Origin of the sequence: Bacillus sp. FSL R9-9834, assembly GCF_038006905.1 — a bacterium.
Classification (GTDB): Bacteria; Bacillota; Bacilli; order Bacillales; family Bacillaceae_G; genus Bacillus_A; species Bacillus_A pacificus.
Genome location: NZ_JBBOWD010000001.1, coordinates 2,373,391 through 2,392,134 on the forward strand (window position 1 = coordinate 2,373,391; position 18,744 = coordinate 2,392,134).

The window sequence follows — 18,744 nt, forward strand, 5'->3', positions numbered from 1 at the left end:
TTTATTATCATGATTTGTGAATGATTATATCACGTATTTCAATTTTCCAAATGATTAAATTCCTTATAAAATGAAATTGTAGAAATATTTATTCATTTAACATTGGAGGAGAAAAGATGAGTGAAAAGGGCTATCATGTAGCTGTTGTTGGGGCTACGGGTGCAGTAGGTCAGAAAATTATTGAACTGTTAGAAAAAGAAACAAAGTTTAATATAGCTGAAGTTACGTTACTTTCGTCAAAAAGATCGGCTGGTAAGACAGTACAATTTAAAGGGCGAGAGATCATTATACAAGAAGCAAAAATAAATAGCTTTGAAGGGGTAGATATTGCCTTTTTTAGCGCTGGAGGAGAAGTTTCTAGACAATTTGTAAATCAAGCTGTCTCTAGCGGTGCAATCGTAATTGACAACACTAGTGAATACCGAATGGCACCTGATGTACCGCTTGTTGTTCCGGAAGTAAATGCGCACACTTTAAAGGAACATAAAGGTATAATAGCAGTTCCGAATTGTTCAGCATTACAGATGGTAACAGCTCTTCAGCCAATACGAAAAGTATTCGGATTAGAACGAATTATCGTTTCAACTTATCAAGCTGTATCGGGTTCTGGTATTCATGCGATTCAAGAATTAAAAGAACAGGCTAGGTCAATACTTGCAGGTGAAGAAGTGGAGAGTACCATATTACCAGCGAAAAAAGATAAAAAACATTATCCAATTGCATTTAATGTACTTCCTCAAGTAGATATATTTACGGATAATGATTTCACCTTTGAAGAAGTAAAGATGATTCAAGAAACAAAGAAGATTTTAGAAGACCCCAACTTGAAAATGGCAGCTACTTGTGTGCGCGTTCCGGTTGTATCAGGTCATTCAGAAGCGGTTTATATAGAACTTGAAAAAGAAGTAACTGTTGCAGAAATTAAAGAAGTACTGCTTGATGCACCAGGTGTTATTTTGCAAGATAACCCTAGTGAACAGCTGTATCCAATGCCATTATATGCAGAAGGAAAAATAGATACATTTGTCGGTAGGATTAGAAAAGATCCTGATACACCAAACGGATTCCATCTTTGGATCGTTTCCGATAATTTATTAAAAGGTGCGGCGTGGAACTCGGTTCAAATTGCAGAAACGATGGTGGAAGAGGGAATCATTTAGTATTAAGGAAACTAGGGAACTGTTAAAGATTACAGTTTCCTAGTTTTTATTTTATAACTGTTCGCTTTATTCCAATCGCATTTGATTTGAAAGCCAGTAGTAAGTGGTTTACAATGTTTTGCAGTAATTCGACTGTTGTTGGAGAAAGTCTTTTGAAAAGCGTATAAGTGGAGAAGAAATTAATACGAAGGAAAGACTTGAAGGGAAAAAATAATAAAAAATATTTTTTTATAAATGGTGTATTTCTATGAGTAAAAACGAAGTAGAAAGCACTATTTTTCTATAATAAACTCATTAATATTCAAAAATCCTAATATTGTTTTATTCGACTTATTTTCGAATAGTCAAAACATAAAATTAATTAGACTCTTTTTTTATATTTTATGATAGTATATTGATTGGTAAGACCTATTACTTTAAGGGCAGGTTCTACAACTATATCTAATTGGATGGAATTAACGTATGGAGGGACAACATGGGGAATGTTGAAAATTTTGAAAAACTTCTTTTAGAAGAACCGAAAAGAGAGCAGTTATTTCCTTTATTTGAAGAAGTGTTTGGAATTACAATTCAAACATTGAATGATTTCTCAGAGAGAGGTTATTGGGATGATACATACAAAGCTTTATCATTTTTACATGACGATAAAGCGGTTGCAAATGTTGCGGCATTCTCGCTACCATTGCTAGTAAATGGTGAAAGAATAAATGCAGCGGGCATTCAATCGGTAATGACACACCCTAATTTTCGTGGACAAGGACTCATGACGCAATTAATGAGTAAAATGATAGAAGAGATCGATAAGACATGTGAATGTACATTATTGTTTACGGAAAAACCTGAATTATATGTATCATTTGGTTTTAAAGTTGTGCAGGAATATTTAATGACTATTCGATATGATAAAAAGAATAATAATGATTTCTCACTTAGAGAGCTAGATTATTATATGGAAGAGGATAGAAAGCTAATACATGAAACTATAGATAGTAGCCAAAGACTTTCAAATAATTTTTCAACATTAAACTTCCGTCCTTCGTTTTATTTGAATATGTATGATTCGGAATGGAATGGAAAATTGTATTATTCAGAGAAGCTAGATGCTCTAATTGTGTATGAAGTAGATAATGAAAAGTTGAAATTATATGGAGTGTTTGCACCAGTAATTCCAGTTTTAGATGAAATATGTGGGGAGATCGCTGAAAGATTTACAGAAATCAAATTTTACTTCTCTCCAGATCAATTAGGGGTTGAGGATGTACAGTTTACAGAATTACAATCAAGTAAGTATTTAATGGTTCGAAGTAATAGAGAGTTGGATTTGAAAGGTTATAAATTCCCAGTATTAGTAGAATTTTAAATGTGCATATAGATGCTTTATTATGGAGGAACTATGAAAATATCACATATACCAGAACATATTGAGCAACTTACTATAATGAATGTACCTGAGTATTATAAGCTTAATAACAATCATGCGCTTATTGTCCGCTCGAAAGCCGAAACAGATTTTTGGCTTAAAACACATTATGGATTCGAAGTAATGAATGGTCATGTATTTTATACAGAGACGATGACAGACTTTCAAGCTGAAGTTCAATTGCGTATGAATCCAAATTCAAAATTCGATCAAGCTGGTCTTTTTGTTATGGTTTCGGAAAAGTGTTGGCTGAAAACTTCATTAGAATATATTCCAGATGGTCCATCTCATTTAGGAGCTGTCGTAACGAATAATGGATATTCCGATTGGTCCACGCAAGACTTTCCGACAGAATTAGCTAACGAGCAACTTCGTTTTCGAATTGTTCGTAAACGTGGTGATTATACAATATATGTAAAGAAAATCCACCAATGGGAACAAATCAGAATCGCTCATTTGATGGAAGATATAGGGGATAAGCCTATTAAAATAGGTTTTTACACGTGTAGTCCTTCTAAAAATAATGGATTTGAGACTGAGTTTTTAGATTTCACAACTGAAAAAATATAGATGAAAAACCGTATTCTTTTCATTGAGAATGCGGTTTTTATTTTTATATAATACAAAGCACATTTATTGACCGAAAAGTCATTAATGCTTATCATTTAATAATGTTAAATATTAATTTACATAATATAATAAAAGTAAGAAAGAAATTACAAACTATATCACTTAAATAAGGGGGGATATGAATTATTCATTGGTAATTTCATAGAAAAAGGAGATTATGTATGAAATCATTTCGCAAATTATTACAGTATTTAAAACCATACATGTTCTTCGCTATTATTGGACCACTATTTATGGTACTTGAGGTTGCGATGGACTTAATTCAACCGACTATTATGCAACATATTATTGATGTTGGGATAGCAAATCGGGATATGAATTATGTAATAAAAATGGGACTTCTTATGATAGGAGCTGCAGCACTCGGTTTAGTTGGAGGACTTGGGTGTATGATGTATTCTACAAAAGCAGCTGTTAATTTCGCTACTGACATACGAAAAGATGTGTTTGCGAAAATAGAAACATTTTCTAGTGAAAATCGTGATTCGTTTGGAACGGGAAAGTTATTAACAATTGTTACAAATGATATTACTTCTATTCAATCGGCGATGACGATGACATTACGTGTTCTTGTTCGTGGACCTTTGTTATTTATCGGAAGTATAATAATTGTTTTTATGACAGCGCGTGAGTTATTTCCTATATTACTCGTAGTCGTTCCAATTTTATTACTTGCAATTATATTCATTGCGAGTAAAGCAAGCGGGACGTTCAGAAAAGTGCAAGAAGCATTAGATAAAGTGAATACAAAGTTACAAGAAAATTTATCTGGAGTACGTGTGATTAAAGCGTATGTAAGACAAAAATATGAAATTAATCAGTTTGGAAATGTTAATACAAATTTAACGAAGATAAATATTCGAGCGGTGCAGCTTATTTCCTTAATGATGCCAATCATTATGTTAGTTGTAAGTGGCGGAATTGTCGCAACATTATGGGTTGGTGGAGAGAAAGTATTTAATGGAACCCTTCAAGTAGGGGCTATATTAGCGTTTATAAACTATTTGAATATTATTTTAATGTCACTTATGTCTATAAGTATGGTATTTATGCAAATCGCGCGAGCATTTCCGTCAGCGGATCGTGTACAGCAAGTTTTAAATACTGACGTTGATATTATGACCCCAAAAAATGCGCTTGCACCTAAGCAAATTGAGGGACAAATTGAATTTAAAAATGTTAGTTATAGTTACACGAAAAATAATGAATATGTTTTAAAAGATATTTCATTTCGCATAAGTAAAGGTGAAAAAATCGGGATTATTGGTTCTACAGGGAGTGGTAAATCTACTTTAGCAAAATTATTACCACGCTTATATGATGTTGATCAAGGGGAAATATGCATTGATGGAATAAATGTTAAGGCGTATGATTTACAAAAACTTCGTGCGTCAATCGGTTTTGTACCTCAAAAGGCATTGTTGTTTTCTGGTAGCATAGAAGAGAACTTACGTTATGGTAAAGAAGATGCATCAAATGACGAATTAGAAGTAGCAGCTTCATCAGCTTGTGCGACTGAGTTTATTAACAAGCTGGAAGATTCATATCAATATCATTTAACACAAGGTGCGACGAATTTGTCAGGTGGCCAAAAACAACGTGTATCAATTGCAAGGGCGCTTGTGAGAAAGCCATCTATTCTTATATTAGATGATTCTACATCAGCAGTGGATGCAAAATCAGAATCTAACATTCAATCGGCATTAAGAACACAATATAAAGGAACAACAACCTTATTAATCGCTTCTAAAATCTCATCTATAATAGATGCTGATAAAATTCTCGTTTTAGATAACGGTGAATTAGTTGGTGATGGTACACATGAAGAACTGTTAGAACAATGTGAGGTATATAAAGAAATCTATCTTTCCCAAGGTGGTAATTTATATAAAAAAGGTGGGAAAGAACATGCGTAATTTTCAAGGACAATTTGCTAATAAAGGTGGGCGTAACGCATCAAAGATGGGGAAGGCTAAAAATACGAAAGGAACTGTGATGAGAGTATGGAACTATATGGGCTACCAAAAGGCTGCCCTTACGTTCGTTATATTCTTAGTGTTTGTTACGACGTTACTTGGGTTATTAGGTCCGTATTTAATGGGAGTAATTATCGATCAATATATTGTACCGAAAGATTTAAGCGGTACGGCGAGAATGTGTTTGGTACTTATCGCGATTTATGGTGTAACAGTATTATTAACTTGGTTACAAACATTTGTAATGGTTAATGTTGCATTAAAAACGATACAAAAAATACGACAAGATATTTTTGAGAAAATCCAAACGCTTTCTTTACGGTTCTTTGATGTACGTTCTCAAGGGGATTTAATGAGTCGTGTAACAAATGATATAGATAATTTGAATCAAGCGTTGACACAAAGTGTTGTACAAATTATTTCATCAGCGCTAACTTTTATAGGTGTGACGATTGCGATGTTCGCATTAGATTGGATTTTAGCGATTGTTACTTTAATTACAGTACCTATTATGTTTTTCGTTACAAAAAAACTAGTTGCTTATAGTGGTAAAAACTTTGCAAAGCGTCAAAAAGATTTAGGAGAGTTAAATGGATTTATTGAGGAAGCTATAACAGGTGCGGATGTTACAACGTTATATGGGAAAGAAAAAGAAACCGTACAAAATTTCAATAAAATTAATGAACAGCTAAGAGTTTCTGCAACGAAGGCGGATACATTTTCAGCTTTTATTTTTCCGAGTATGAACTTTATTAACAACTTAGGTATGGGACTTGTAATTGGGACTGGGTCAGTAATGGTTTTAAATGGAATGACAACAGTAGGTGTCATTGCAGCATTTATTAATTATTCTCGTCAATTCTCAAGACCACTCAGTCAATTCGCAACTTTAATGAATACGATTCAAGCGGCAGTGGCTGGTGGGGAACGTGTCTTTGAAATTATGGATGAAGTACCGGAAATCAAAAATAAAAAAGATGCATTCGTTGTACAAAATTTACAAGGACATGTTGCACTCGAGAATGTTTCATTTGGGTATGAGGAAAATAAAACGATTTTAAAAGAAGTGAGTTTTAAAGCGCGGCCAGGGGAGACAATTGCTTTAGTAGGTCCAACTGGATCGGGCAAAACAACAATCATTAATTTGCTAACGCGCTTTTACGATATACAGCAAGGGCAAATTCATATTGATGGAAAAAACATAAAAGAATATGATATGAATTCGTTGCGAAGTAAAATAGGAGTAGTTTTACAAGATACGTATTTATTTGCTGGGACGATTATGGATAATATACGTTATGGTCGATTAGATGCTAGTGATGAAGAGGTAATCAATGCAGCTAAGGCAGCATCTGCACATTCTTTTATAAAACATTTACCGAATCAATATGAAACGAAAATTGCTTCAGAAGGATCGAATTTAAGTCAAGGACAAAAACAACTTCTTGCGATTGCACGGGCAATTTTAGCAGATGCAGATATATTAATTCTCGACGAAGCAACATCTAATATTGATACGAGAACAGAATTACAAATACAAGAAGGACTAAACAATTTAATGAGAGGTCGAACAAGTTTCGTAATCGCTCATCGACTGAAAACGATTGAAAAAGCAGATCAAATCCTTGTTATAAAAGATGGAAGTATTTTGGAAAAAGGGAACCATGAATCTCTCATGGAAGATAGAGGATTTTACTTTGATCTGTATACGAGTCAGTTTAAAATTTAATAAGAATTTTTGATAGGGTGCGGTTTCTCTAGAAAGGAGAAACCGCATTTTTATATTTATCCTTTTCGGCAAGAAAACTCCATCTGATTTGTGTTACGGGTGAAACCCAACAATTCAGGTGGAGATGAATTGCCGTCAGAAGGTAGGCTGAACTCTGTTGTTTCGCTCATAGTAATTTTCCCAGCGCTAATGTTTTTTTCGTTTTACGATATAATCTGCGTAGATAAGGAGGGAATGGATTGTAAGACAACGAAATTAAATAATAATTATGATTATCATTATCATTCGGCTGCTTGAGTCAAAAGGAATTACGATGAAGAACATGTTCGTATGTTGTTTCATTTCGTTCCCAATATTGATTTATCAAAAGTAATGAACTCTCTAAGAAAGGTGGTGAAAACAATGGCTAGAAAGAAAGCAGTGAAAGTATTACGGAAACAAAAGAAAAGAGAAAACATGCAACGATTCACGCAGAAACAGAATATTGGACGAGCTTGTCTGACTACAAAAGAATTTCGTTTACTGCAACGTATGTCGCATAGTTCAAAAGCGTTGCGAAATGTTGGCTTGTACACGATGAAACAAAGTTACTTGAATCATAACAGGATGGCTACTGTCAAAGAAGTGGACACTGCCATGCAAAATGATATGAACTACTCGGGCATTCAATCAAACTCTGTTCAAGCGATTCGTAGATCCTTATTTACAGAAGTGAAGAGCTTTTTTAAGGTATTGGAACAAATGAAGAAACCATCCACGACTACGAGTAACGCTTTGAGTTGCGATTTAGGTGTAGACAGATTGTTAAGTTGCGTAACCAATACAGGTGATACTTTCTTAATTGATGGAAAAAAACTAAAATCCATAAATCAATACTTCAACAAAATGATATGTAACCTCCAACAGAAAAATATGGACAATGGAATTTCAAAACGTATTGTAACGAATAAAATGGCCGCACTTTGGCATAAACGAGAAAGACAAATAAACGGTTACATTGCACAAACAGTAGGTCTGTTGTTCAAAAAAGTGAAAGAATTCGATATAGATACGATTATTGTAGGGTATAACGCTGGTTGGAAACAAAACTCTCATATGGGGAAAAAGAATAATCAAAAGTTTGTTCAAATCCCATTTCAGAAATTGATTGCAGCGATTGAGAATAAATGTGTAAAAGAAGGCATTCGTTTTTTAAAACAAGAAGAAAGCTATACTTCAAAAGCTAGTTTTCTTGATAAAGATCCGGTTCCAGTTTGGTCTAAGGATGATAAGACGGCGTATCGCTTTAGCGGCAAACGAATTACTCGTGGTTTGTACCAAAGTAAAGCAGGAACATGTATCCATGCTGATATGAATGGTGCGCTGAATACATTGAAAAAATCAGGAGTTGTAGAATTGGATGACAATCTCAAAGTGAAAACGCCGATTCTATTAGAAGTGCAAAAACGTAAGGCTATTGCCTCACGCATAGCTTAGTGGGTGTGTCAACCATCCATGTGTACGCGACTTGTCGGGGCTTGTAGCACACGCCAGATTCATCTGAGTGGTGGCTCTTCTTCCAAAAGGAAGAACTGCTCTTTTTCGAAAGGGGGGGCAAGTGGGGAAACAATCGTTCGTTGTCAGTACCAACCAAAAACAGACTTGGGGTGTTACCATAAGGTAGCATGAATGCTAGAGCGTCAACCTGTCTAGCGATAGACGAAAAGACCTAGTGTTCGAACTCAAGCTCCCACTGAAAGGCTTTATCTCAGTGGGGGTAGTTGACAAAGATAATTAGAAATATAGACTTGAATTTTTTTAGATACACGAATTGCTAGCAAAGACTAGCAACTTCAGTGCCAGACGGGAACAATAATTTACGAGGTATTGTAATAATCTCAAGAGCCATCTGGGCTGAATGGAGAAGTATTGGAGTTAACTCTAAAGCGTGTGTTAATAATAATATAAAGCTTGTTAGGATTGCAAAGCTTCCCCAAAAGAAACTTTTTGAAGTGTTACGGAAATCTTTTATTAAGGAAAAGAAAGAAAAAAATGCTGTAATAACAAGAATTAAAAATTTATACTTATCAGCCATTAAACCCCTCCTAAAGAACAATAATTTATATTATAGCGTATTTTTCTGCATTATTATAAAGAGATTTTAAAATGAATGATAAAAAGTAGAGGCCGCAACTTAAAGGAATGACGGATTACCTTGAGCGTAGAGGCTGGTGGTATGAAGTTAAGTAAAGATTTTATTTTAGTGAAACAGAAAAATCACTCGGCCTAAAAAAGAGGATACTTTTATTGAGTAATCCTCTTTTTTTAATAAAGGAAATTTAATTGGTTATAATGGAAAGCGCACTGAAAACTAATAAAACGGCCATAATGATGTTAAATGATTTAGTATGCTTCAACAAAAGTTTTTGAAACATGGAACCGAATAATGTCCAACTAAATGTGCTCATTAATCCAACTACACCTAGAAATAATGAAAAAAGTAGATAACTTGAATATGAATTGTAGTAAGGAAGAATAAAAATTGATACTACAGTTAGTCCGAATAGTATTCCTTTAGGGTTAATAAACTGAAGGAAAATCCCAACTGTAAATAAATTTTTATTATATTTTTCATCGGGATTTGTGCTAGTTTTACTTGTGAGTATTTTAAGAGCTAAATATAGCATATATGCTACACCTAAGATTTTTAAAGGAAATTCGATTATGGGTAGGATTTTAATTAGTACAATATTAAAGAAACTACATAAGGAAGTTAGGATGAAAAAACCGAAAGCTACTCCGAAGCAAAATGGCATACTCCTTTTTAAACCATGTTGATTAGCGTATGTCATAGCTAAAAAATTGTTAGGTCCGGGTGTGAAGCTACTTATAAAAACAAATAACAAAAAAGAAAATATAGGCATTTCAAAACCCCCTAATTATTTTGTATGTTATAATGACTGAAAAGAACAATATAACGTGTGCTTTTTATTATACATAACGGTCGTTATATTGTATATAGTGTAGGAGTGTTTCTTATGGAAGAAATTCAACTTATTCTGGCGAAAAATTTAAAAACAATTCGAGAAAAAGAAAAATTAAGTTTAGAAAAGGCTTCCCAATTAACAGGGGTGAGTAAAACAATGATTGGACAAATTGAACGTGGAGAATCAAGTCCAACATTAACAACGATATGGAAAATTGCGAATGGTTTGAAAGTGTCTTTTACTTCTTTAATCAATAATCCGCAATCAGATACGAAAGTTGTTTTACGAAATGATGTTCAAGTATTATCAGAAGACAATGGAAGATATAAAGTGTATCCTTCGTTTCCTTTTCAAGATGATAGGAACTTTGAAATCTATACGGTTGAAATTGAAACAGAAGGAAAATTAAATTCGGAAGGTCATAAAGAAGGGACTGAAGAATTTATAACGGTGTTTGAAGGGGAATTGACAATTGAAATAAATGATTGTCAATATAAATTAAATAGTGGGGATTCAATTCGCTTTAAGGCGGATAGACCACACTCTTATCATAATTTCGGAAGAACGCTAACTAGGTTAAGTATGACCATATATTATTCGGTTATATAAATTTACTATTGCATGAAGAATATAAAGAAAAGTGCGTTGATAAACCATCTATAAAAGATGGTTTTATTTTTGAAATTCATAAAAAAGGACACTCGTTTGAGTGTCAACATAGTATTGCTCTCGCGTATAGGATTGGAGTTTGTTTCTCATATACGTATTGAGATGGTTCGCATTTGAGAAACTACCTTCACCTTTAATGTAACATTGGCAGAGAGCAGTGTAAATTGATAATGTATATACGGAAAATTTAGTATAGATACTTTGTACTATGAATATAGTACAAAGTGTTTCTTATTGCAAAATCACTGTCGTGAAGTTATTAATATATAAGCTTAAGGAATGATGTAACAGTTACTATTTTAGCATTTAAGAATGATTATTATAAAAAAGAACGAATCATTTTTTAATCGATTCGTATAATTGTTAAAGAGGCACCTGTTAAACCACCCCAAACTAAATTAACTATGGATAATACGCCAAATAGTTGAAGTGAAATTGTATTACCAGCAATTAAATTGATTATTAAATTATTATTATAATTTGAAGTTGATATTGCGGGTGAAAAGATAGATCCGGAAAGTGGAGTCGAAGAGTTTAATAGTAGCGATTTAGTATTTTGGAATGGAACTATCATTTTATTATATTAATACTACTAGTTATAGTAACGATAAAAAGTTTACTTTGTGTAAAATCATTTGAGTATGAAAAAGTAGTTATGGAATTGTACTAAAATGATAGAGGTTTTATTTTGTTAATCAGTAAACAAAATGTGGAATGAGGTAGTAAATTGAACAGTAATGAAAAATTATCTTTGAATAAAGGGATGGTAAGACCAGAGAATATTGGACCTACTTTTCCGGTTCTTCCGCCAATTTATATTCCAACAGGAGCAACAGGAGCAACAGGAGTAACGGGAGTAACAGGAGTAACGGGAGTAACAGGGGCAACAGGAGCAACAGGAGCAACAGGAGCAACAGGAGCAACAGGAGCAACAGGAGTAACGGGAGTAACAGGAGTAACGGGAGTAACAGGAGCAACAGGAGTAACAGGAGCAACAGGAGCAACAGGAGCAACAGGAGCAACAGGAGTAACGGGAGTAACAGGAGTAACAGGAGCAACAGGAGTAACGGGAGCAACAGGAGCAACAGGAGCAACAGGAGCAACAGGAGCAACAGGAGCAACAGGAGTAACAGGAGTAACAGGGGCAACAGGAGCAACAGGAGTAACGGGAGTAACAGGAGCAACAGGAGCAACAGGCATAACAGGCATAACAGGGGCAACAGGAGCAACGGGAGTAACGGGAGACACAGGTCCACCTGGAGTTATTGGCCCCATAACAACAACTAATTTATTATTTTACACTTTTTCAGATGGAGAAAAACTTATATATACAGATTCAGATGGGCTAGCTCAATATGGTACAACTCACATATTATCCCCTGATGAGGTTTCGTACATTAATCTGTTTATTAATGGAATACTTCAACCACAACCATTATATCAGGTTAGTACTGGTCAGCTAACTTTATTAGATAATCAACCACCATCACAAGGTTCTTCAATTATTTTACAATTTATCATTATTAATTAAAAAAGACAGATTCTTAAATAAAAGGGATCTGTCTTTTTGCTCTACATTAAAGTAGTTAAAACTAAGTGACGATAAATTCGATTGTAATTGGAATTCCGCCGTCTAATGCATCTCCGCCAGGAATTGTAATAGCACCAGTAGGTCCAGTAGTAACACTGGAGTTCACACTAGGTTGAAGAATGCCGTTTACATATAAGTTATAATACGTAAAAGTCGGAAAAGCAGTTGCAGTAGTACCAGCATCGTTTAAACAAGCTGTAGCAGCAATTGCAAAAGCTGCACCAGTTCCGGTTCCAGCTCCTAGTGTAGATGTGAATCTTCTGGATGCCATAAATGGTTGAATAATTGGCAATTAATTTTCACTCCCTAAATTATTTTTTGAACAAAGTATGGGATAACTTGTCCAATATATTGTATGAAAGTTTTTGATAATAGAAACGGCTTCATGATAATAGAAGGAACACAATTTTAGTAAAGGTATTGTTGTTATTTATCCCGCATTAACGGGCAGTAAGACCCATCTCAAAATTCAGGTGAAGAAAAGAAGTTAGGTGGGGGATCAACTGCCCGTAAAAGCCCGATTGGTGAGGGCGGATAATCAGTGGGGATGAACAAAACCCCCACTGATTAAAGTTTAACTTTATCTGAAAAGGTGGCATTGTTACTTGGTGGTTACATGCTAATGTTTAGTTTTTATATTTAGATTAAAATGTGCTTTTGGACCTAAGAGGTAAACGTGGAAAAATAAAATAAACTCTTAAGTTTAGGTGTTTAATCTAAGCAGTCAATTATTAAAAACATATAATTAATATGTGAGTCATGAACATAATTAAATAGCGTTTTTTAGTTTAATTATATTTCATGTTTCCTATTTTAAGTAAATGAAATCTTTGCATAATTTTATTGTACTTATAATAGGAGAACACTCAACTATAAGACAAGTAAGGAGGAAATAAATGAAACATAATGATTGTTTTGGTCATAACAACTGCAATAATCCGATTGTTTTCACTCCAGAATGTTGTAACAATCCACAAACTGTTCCAATTACTAGCACTCAATTAGGACAGTTAATCACTTTACTAAATTCTTTAATATCGGCTATTGCAGCGTTTTTTGCAAATCCAAGTGATGCAAACAGATTAAATTTACTCAATTTGTTTACTCAACTATTAAATTTACTAAATGGATTAGCACCATCTCCAGAAGGTAATTATTTAAAACAATTAATTCAAAGTATCATTAATTTACTACAATCTCCTAATCCAAATTTAAGTGAATTACAATCTTTATTACAACAATTCTACAGTGCTCTTGCACCATTCTTCTTCTCTTTAATTATTGATCCTGCAAGTTTACAACTTCTATTAAATTTATTAACTCAATTAATTGGGGCTACTCCAGGAGGAGGGGCAACAGGTCCAACAGGAGCAACAGGAGCGACAGGAGCAACGGGTCCAGCAGGGACTGGAGGAGGAGCAACAGGAGCAACAGGAGCAACAGGAGCAACGGGAGCAACAGGCCCAACAGGAGCAACGGGAGCAGCAGGCCCAACAGGTCCAACGGGAGACACAGGTCTAGCAGGAGCAACGGGAGCAACAGGTCCAACAGGAGCAACAGGAGCAAGCAGGCCCAACAGGTCCAACGGGAGACACAGGTCTAGCAGGAGCAACGGGAGCAACAGGAGCAACAGGAGCAACAGGAGCAACAGGAGCAACAGGAGCAACAGGCCCGACAGGAGCAACAGGCCCGACAGGCCCAACAGGTCCAACGGGAGACACAGGTCTAGCAGGAGCAACAGGTCCAACGGGAGCAACAGGCCCGACAGGAGCAACAGGCCCAACGGGAGCAACAGGCCCGACAGGAGCAACAGGTTCAACTGGTGCAACAGGTGGCGGAGCTATTATTCCATTCGCTTCAGGTACAACACCAGCTGCGCTAGTTAACGCGGCAGTAGCTAATACAGGAACCCTCCTTGGATTTGGATTTAGTCAACCTGGCGCAGCATTAACAGGTGGAACTGATATCACATTAGCATTAGGTGTAGGTGATTATGCATTTGTAGCACCACGTGCAGGAACTATTACGTCGTTAGCAGGTTTCTTTAGTGCAACAGCTGCATTAGCTCCATTAGCACCTGTTCAAGTACAGATGCAAATATTAATTGCACCTGCAGCAAGTAATACGTTTACAGTTCAAGGAGCACCTCTATTATTAACGCCAGCATTTGCTACAATCGCTATTTTTGACACAGCATCAGGTATTGTACCGGAAGCTATTCCAGTAGCTGCTGGAGATAAAATACTACTATATGTTTCATTAACGGCAGCAAGTCCAGTAGCAGCAGTAGCTGGATTTGTAAGTGCAGGTATTAATATCGTCTAACTTGTAACAATGTCTGTTTGAAATTTGAACTGACATTTGTATATGGCCCTTCCTAATTCTATTAGGAAGGGCTATATTTTTTTGCGGGGAATAGGTAATAAATCAATTGAAAAAATATGATTTATAATTTATGAAATAAGTTAACGAGCTTGCAATATTCCACATACATAATAAAGGCTGAACTCTATTAAAAATAGAATTCAGCCTTTCAATAAACTATATACTAGGGGAGTAAACGGTTTATTGTGAGTGATGAAATTTCATTGCCCAAATAAACTATTTGTTTTTATTACAGTTACATCCTTTTTTCTTTACATAGCCTTGCTCGGCTAAGTCTCTTTGTGATTGGGAATTGGAAGATTGAGAATTTGAGGATTGAGAGGATGCTGATGAACTACTATTTTTATTATGAGAGTAGTTTTTTCGATAGTTATAATTACTCATAGTACTATCACCTCCAATTAAATATATAACTATTATATGTAGCTATTCTATTAATTGTTACGATAATAAAGAGGAATGGGTATACAATAAAAAAATCTCCTACGTATTTTCCGAGGAGATAAATCATTGTCTATTAATGATATAAATTAATATCCCCAGTAAAGAGGGAAATAGTATGAATCTTGGTAATATAAATCTTGTTGTAGATTAGGAGGTTGAGTTGCAGGGTTTGTCGTTCCGCGGTTTTTATTACAATTTGCTGGAGGGCCAATTACTGTAGTGGATTGAATAGGGGATACCGCTTGTTTCCATTGTTGTTCATCGAGACAGTAAGTATGAGCCATTATATTAGCAGGAGTTAATCGTAAAATATCAGAACCAAAAATAACTTCTGGCGTTGGGGCGTCGAAAATAGCTAATAAATGGGTACCATCTGCTGTCGCAATTTCATAATGCCACCAAGCTTTTGGAATGTTGGCAACTTGCCCTGGTTTTATCGGTAAGTTTAATATTTGATTTGTAAAAGGATTCAGTAAAGAAACAACAGCAGATCCTGAAATACAGTAAACAAGTTCAGCTGCATTTTGATGTATGTGCGGCTCTACAACATTTCCTGTACTTAAATAGATATCTAATAAAGAAGTATTTTCTAACGTATTTAATTGATTCACGCCAAGTACGTTTATATAATTTTGAGCATCTTTCTGAAAAAAATTACTTCTATTTAAATCATGAGTGAAGTTAGTTGAGGGGGAAGTGTAATCGATATTAGAGGTCATTTGTATTACCCGCCTTTCTATTAGTAAGTAAGGTTACAAAATTAGGATATGTGTCTAGTGTTTGTTATGTGCAGTTGTTGGTATCATAATAAATTTGCCTATTCCATACGAAATATGGGTTATTTAAGATATTTTTTGCTGAATAATTAATTGTGCTTTAGCGGTATTGGCATAATTGGGTCACTCTAATACCAAGTTTTGTTTTAAATCAAAATGGATTTCTATGACATCAAAATGAGATACCTTTTTTAAGTGGAACAGGTATACCATTTATTTCGCTTTTTTCATGTTATGTGCAATGTTTGGAAATGCAGAGAAAGTAAAATCAATAATTGTAGCACCATCTGGTAAATAAATAGGGTGTAAATCTGAAGTATAAGCCGTTAGGGTATTTTCAAATAGTTCATACGATACTAGATTTTGGAACGCAATTGGATCTGTAGTTAATAAACTGTTATTCACAATTGTATCATTCATTATTTTATATGATGGTTAATCCGGAAAAACTTATACGCTTAAATATAATAGTATAAAAAAAGACGCATTTCTTTAGAAGTGCGTCTTTTTCATTATTTCTCTAACATTTCAAGAGGTACGTCTTTTTCGCCAGCTACCTCAAATTTAATTTCCCCGTCTTCTTCATAAATACGTGAAATAATCGGTATAGTAATCATTAATTTTTTATGCTGCTTTCGCTTTCGAGCGGCATCTAAGCTAATCACGTTCATTATAAGCATCCTTTCTTCTAAAAATATATAAACAAAAGAAAATGCGTCCGGAAAGGGCGCTTAATTGAATTTGAAATACCGATTCATTTAAATGAGGGTTATATGATTTAACAACTGCAATTGAATTAAAAATAGTATGAATGGAATAATTGCACGTAGAAATTAACTTTACCAAAAAACGAAACAATATGCTATAAAAAATTTCAAATCTTTATCATATAACGAGAAAAAGGTTTTCGTTTCGCATATAATGAAAGTAGACGGGCAACGAGAGCTTTTTCATCATATTGCTGTGGAAAGGCGATGAAAAGAATGGATACGTTAGATTCATTATTATTTCAACTTGAACAATATGGAGAAGAGCATGATCGAAATAAAAAAACACGGGAAGAAAAATTACGGAATATTTCTCGTGAGATGGGGCAATTTTTATCAATTTTAGTAAAAGGGTGTAGTGCAAAAAATATTTTGGAAATTGGAACTTCTAATGGTTATTCTACATTGTGGTTAGCTAATGCAGTAGAAGAAACAAATGGAAATGTAACAACTGTAGAACTTTCTTCAGAACGAGTGGGAGAGGCACTTGCCAATTTTGAAAAGGCAAATCTTTTACAAAGGATTGATGTTCACAATCAAGAAGCAGGGGCATTTTTAGATTCACAACTAGATCATTCATTTGATTTTATTTTCCTAGATTCAGAGCGTACGCAATACATGTGGTGGCTGGAGCATATAAAACGCATTTTACAACCAAAAGGTCTTCTTGTTGTCGATAATGCTACTTCTCATGCGAGTGAATTAGTTGAGTTTATAAAAATGATTGAAGAAGATGAAATGTTTGAAACAGTATTATTGGCATTTCAAAATGGTGCATTTGTAGCGCGTAAGAAGAAATAGATTTTAGCGTAATATAATTATCACATTGAAAAAGGGTGTATGTCAAAAGATTGAGTGCAGTAGTATGGGAAGGACGTAATTTATATACGTAACATACGAAGAATCCGCCTTCAGCATGTCGGTCTCTAGGTCTTAAGTCTGAGGAAAATTATGTTGTTTACAGGTATACTTATAGTAAGAAACAGGGAATGACTGCATAAGCAGGTATTTCTTGAAAATTGATTTTATATAGGCTGTTTGCAAATGAAATACAATATATTAGATGAAATATAGTGCACATAAATTCGCACATATAAATAAAGGAGCGATTTTGTTGACTGAACTCGAGAAAAAAGAACCCGTATCAATTGTGAAAGATAATAATGTAGAAGTAGTAGTTGATACAGTTATAAAAGATGAAGAACTTGATGAATTAAACAAAGAAGCCGATCTTTATGTACAAAAGTTGAATAGCGAGCAAAATACAGATTTATCGAAAGTATTGTCTCAGCTAGGAGATTTAGGGGATAAAGAACAGCAAGCAGCAGGACAAACGCTATCAGCATTAAAACGTCCTGTCACAGCGATGATGAATGGAAAGAATGAAGAAATTCCAAATACATTGTTAGAATTACGCAAAGTAGTATCAGAGCTTGATCCAAATTCACTAAAAGCAAGTGGTATGAAGAAAATTATGTTTAAAGTATTCAAGAAAAACCCACTTGAAACATACGTGCATAAATATCAATCTATAGATAAGCAAATTGAGGAGATTATAAGATCACTTCTAATTGGTCGTGATAATTTACAAGAAGATACAGTTGGTCTTGAAATGCTTAAAGAGCAATCACACGATAAAATTCACGCGCTTGATAAGCAAGTATACTTAGGGAAAAAACTTGCTGGCATGCTGGAAGCTGAGAAACAAAATCCAGAACGTCAAAGGGATATTCCATTAATTAATGATGCATTAGAAAAGATTTTAGTGCGTACGCGCAATATGCAGCAAGCGAAAAGTGTGTTATTACAATCCATTGCATCTGTAGACATTATTAAGAAAAATAATGAAAAGTTAACAGAAGCAATTCGTAATGCAATTACGATGACGCAAAACGTTGTAACAGTTTCTGCTGCTATCCAGTTAGCATTAACAAATCAACGTAAAACAATTGATGCAGTGAATGCAACAAATGAAGCAATTGAGTCTATGGTATTAAGTAATTCTCAGGCATTAAAACAAAATACAGAAGAAACAACAAAACTTCTTGAAAATCCTGCAATTAGCATGGACAAATTACGCGAGTCATTCCAAAACGTATTCGCTGCAATTGAAGCTTCTGAGAAATCGTCAGAACGTATTATCGAGTCAAGTAAGAAGTTTGTTATTGAACTAGACACATTTAATGATGAAATGAAACAAAAACTCATTCAGCGCCCAAGAAAATAGCAGA

At 34.5% G+C, this 18,744-nt stretch carries 15 protein-coding genes and 5 pseudogenes; 13 read left to right on the forward strand and 7 right to left on the reverse strand.

Going from position 1 to position 18,744, the window contains the following annotated elements; translation table 11 throughout:
* Positions 1 to 116 precede the first annotated feature (116 nt).
* From MKY00_RS12265 to MKY00_RS12295, 7 genes and pseudogenes are all read left to right on the forward strand, one after another.
* Positions 117 to 1,160, forward strand: a complete 1,044-nt coding sequence (locus MKY00_RS12265) for an aspartate-semialdehyde dehydrogenase (protein WP_016717484.1) — start codon at positions 117 to 119, stop codon at positions 1,158 to 1,160.
* Positions 1,161 to 1,299: 139 nt separating this feature from the next.
* Positions 1,300 to 1,374, forward strand: a pseudogene (locus MKY00_RS12270) (MOSC domain-containing protein); the annotation flags it as partial.
* Positions 1,375 to 1,635: 261 nt separating this feature from the next.
* Entirely contained in the window at positions 1,636 to 2,520 is an 885-nt protein-coding gene (locus MKY00_RS12275; RefSeq protein WP_016717485.1) for a GNAT family N-acetyltransferase, read from the forward strand.
* A 33-nt stretch (positions 2,521 to 2,553) separates the two neighbouring features.
* Positions 2,554 to 3,150 (forward strand): DUF1349 domain-containing protein, encoded by a 597-nt coding sequence (locus tag MKY00_RS12280; RefSeq protein ID WP_000703152.1) that lies wholly within the window; start codon positions 2,554 to 2,556, stop codon positions 3,148 to 3,150.
* A gap of 221 nt (positions 3,151 to 3,371) precedes the next feature.
* The gene (locus MKY00_RS12285; RefSeq protein ID WP_016717486.1) at positions 3,372 to 5,126 is read left to right on the forward strand and encodes an ABC transporter ATP-binding protein; all 1,755 of its coding nucleotides are present in this window, start codon (positions 3,372 to 3,374) and stop codon (positions 5,124 to 5,126) included.
* Positions 5,119 to 6,915: an ABC transporter ATP-binding protein gene (locus MKY00_RS12290; RefSeq protein WP_016717487.1), complete on the forward strand. Its 1,797-nt coding sequence runs from the start codon at positions 5,119 to 5,121 to the stop codon at positions 6,913 to 6,915. Before MKY00_RS12285 ends, MKY00_RS12290 begins: the two co-directional genes overlap by 8 nt.
* Positions 6,916 to 7,317: 402 nt before the next feature.
* Positions 7,318 to 8,391, forward strand: coding sequence for an RNA-guided endonuclease TnpB family protein (locus MKY00_RS12295; RefSeq protein ID WP_016717489.1), 1,074 nt, complete (start codon positions 7,318 to 7,320; stop codon positions 8,389 to 8,391).
* 337 nt (positions 8,392 to 8,728) lie between these two features.
* Here the strand turns inward: MKY00_RS12295 and MKY00_RS12300 are convergent, their stop codons facing one another.
* Positions 8,729 to 8,989: a hypothetical protein gene (locus MKY00_RS12300; protein ID WP_016717490.1), complete on the reverse strand. Its 261-nt coding sequence runs from the start codon at positions 8,987 to 8,989 to the stop codon at positions 8,729 to 8,731.
* Positions 8,990 to 9,084: 95 nt separating this feature from the next.
* Between MKY00_RS12300 and MKY00_RS30190 the strand changes: the two are divergent.
* Positions 9,085 to 9,144: pseudogene (locus MKY00_RS30190) on the forward strand (N-acetylmuramoyl-L-alanine amidase C-terminal domain-containing protein); the annotation flags it as partial.
* 89 nt (positions 9,145 to 9,233) lie between these two features.
* Here MKY00_RS30190 and MKY00_RS12305 read toward each other — a convergent pair.
* Complete coding sequence (locus MKY00_RS12305; protein WP_016717491.1) at positions 9,234 to 9,818, reverse strand: LysE family translocator; 585 nt, start codon at positions 9,816 to 9,818, stop codon at positions 9,234 to 9,236.
* Between the two features lie 57 nt (positions 9,819 to 9,875).
* On the opposite strand from MKY00_RS12305, the gene MKY00_RS12310 reads away from it, so the two are divergent.
* On the forward strand, positions 9,876 to 10,490 hold the full coding sequence (locus MKY00_RS12310) for a helix-turn-helix domain-containing protein (protein ID WP_141114937.1): 615 nt from the start codon (positions 9,876 to 9,878) through the stop codon (positions 10,488 to 10,490).
* A gap of 403 nt (positions 10,491 to 10,893) precedes the next feature.
* Here MKY00_RS12310 and MKY00_RS12315 read toward each other — a convergent pair.
* A pseudogene (locus MKY00_RS12315) lies at positions 10,894 to 11,094 on the reverse strand (BclA C-terminal domain-containing protein); the annotation flags it as partial.
* A 183-nt stretch (positions 11,095 to 11,277) separates the two neighbouring features.
* Here MKY00_RS12315 and MKY00_RS12320 point away from each other — a divergent pair.
* Positions 11,278 to 12,081 carry a DUF4183 domain-containing protein gene (locus tag MKY00_RS12320; RefSeq protein ID WP_341034983.1) on the forward strand — a complete coding sequence of 268 codons (804 nt, stop codon included), beginning with the start codon at positions 11,278 to 11,280 and terminating at the stop codon, positions 12,079 to 12,081.
* A gap of 61 nt (positions 12,082 to 12,142) precedes the next feature.
* Here MKY00_RS12320 and MKY00_RS12325 read toward each other — a convergent pair whose 3' ends face one another.
* The gene (locus MKY00_RS12325) at positions 12,143 to 12,433 is read right to left on the reverse strand and encodes a DUF4183 domain-containing protein (RefSeq protein WP_001121647.1); all 291 of its coding nucleotides are present in this window, start codon (positions 12,431 to 12,433) and stop codon (positions 12,143 to 12,145) included.
* Positions 12,434 to 13,037: 604 nt separating this feature from the next.
* Here MKY00_RS12325 and MKY00_RS12330 point away from each other — a divergent pair.
* A pseudogene (locus MKY00_RS12330) lies at positions 13,038 to 14,466 on the forward strand (exosporium glycoprotein BclB-related protein).
* Positions 14,467 to 15,056: 590 nt separating this feature from the next.
* Here the strand turns inward: MKY00_RS12330 and MKY00_RS12335 are convergent.
* From MKY00_RS12335 to MKY00_RS12345, 3 genes and pseudogenes are all read right to left on the reverse strand, one after another.
* Complete coding sequence (locus MKY00_RS12335) at positions 15,057 to 15,689, reverse strand: cupin domain-containing protein (protein WP_016717495.1); 633 nt, start codon at positions 15,687 to 15,689, stop codon at positions 15,057 to 15,059.
* Between the two features lie 180 nt (positions 15,690 to 15,869).
* Positions 15,870 to 16,178 (reverse strand): annotated as a pseudogene (locus MKY00_RS12340) (TGS domain-containing protein); the annotation flags it as partial.
* 80 nt (positions 16,179 to 16,258) lie between these two features.
* Complete coding sequence (locus MKY00_RS12345; protein WP_001100983.1) at positions 16,259 to 16,417, reverse strand: hypothetical protein; 159 nt, start codon at positions 16,415 to 16,417, stop codon at positions 16,259 to 16,261.
* Between the two features lie 303 nt (positions 16,418 to 16,720).
* On the opposite strand from MKY00_RS12345, the gene MKY00_RS12350 reads away from it, so the two are divergent.
* Complete coding sequence (locus MKY00_RS12350; protein ID WP_029141122.1) at positions 16,721 to 17,314, forward strand: O-methyltransferase; 594 nt, start codon at positions 16,721 to 16,723, stop codon at positions 17,312 to 17,314.
* A 313-nt stretch (positions 17,315 to 17,627) separates the two neighbouring features.
* The gene (locus MKY00_RS12355; protein ID WP_000137402.1) at positions 17,628 to 18,740 is read left to right on the forward strand and encodes a toxic anion resistance protein; all 1,113 of its coding nucleotides are present in this window, start codon (positions 17,628 to 17,630) and stop codon (positions 18,738 to 18,740) included.
* Positions 18,741 to 18,744 lie beyond the last annotated feature (4 nt).

What these genes read in the sequence shown, in the direction of transcription:
- MKY00_RS12295 (WP_016717489.1), top strand. Translation starts at nt 7,318, where the DNA reads ATGGCTAGAAAGAAAGCAGTGAAAGTATTACGGAAACAAAAGAAAAGA.
- MKY00_RS12300 (WP_016717490.1), bottom strand. Translation starts at nt 8,989, where the DNA reads ATGGCTGATAAGTATAAATTTTTAATTCTTGTTATTACAGCATTTTTT.
- MKY00_RS12350 (WP_029141122.1), top strand. Translation starts at nt 16,721, where the DNA reads ATGAAAAGAATGGATACGTTAGATTCATTATTATTTCAACTTGAACAA.
- MKY00_RS12335 (WP_016717495.1), bottom strand. Translation starts at nt 15,689, where the DNA reads ATGACCTCTAATATCGATTACACTTCCCCCTCAACTAACTTCACTCAT.
- MKY00_RS12305 (WP_016717491.1), bottom strand. Translation starts at nt 9,818, where the DNA reads ATGCCTATATTTTCTTTTTTGTTATTTGTTTTTATAAGTAGCTTCACA.
- MKY00_RS12265 (WP_016717484.1), top strand. Translation starts at nt 117, where the DNA reads ATGAGTGAAAAGGGCTATCATGTAGCTGTTGTTGGGGCTACGGGTGCA.
- MKY00_RS12275 (WP_016717485.1), top strand. Translation starts at nt 1,636, where the DNA reads ATGGGGAATGTTGAAAATTTTGAAAAACTTCTTTTAGAAGAACCGAAA.
- MKY00_RS12290 (WP_016717487.1), top strand. Translation starts at nt 5,119, where the DNA reads ATGCGTAATTTTCAAGGACAATTTGCTAATAAAGGTGGGCGTAACGCA.
- MKY00_RS12280 (WP_000703152.1), top strand. Translation starts at nt 2,554, where the DNA reads ATGAAAATATCACATATACCAGAACATATTGAGCAACTTACTATAATG.
- MKY00_RS12345 (WP_001100983.1), bottom strand. Translation starts at nt 16,417, where the DNA reads ATGAACGTGATTAGCTTAGATGCCGCTCGAAAGCGAAAGCAGCATAAA.
- MKY00_RS12285 (WP_016717486.1), top strand. Translation starts at nt 3,372, where the DNA reads ATGAAATCATTTCGCAAATTATTACAGTATTTAAAACCATACATGTTC.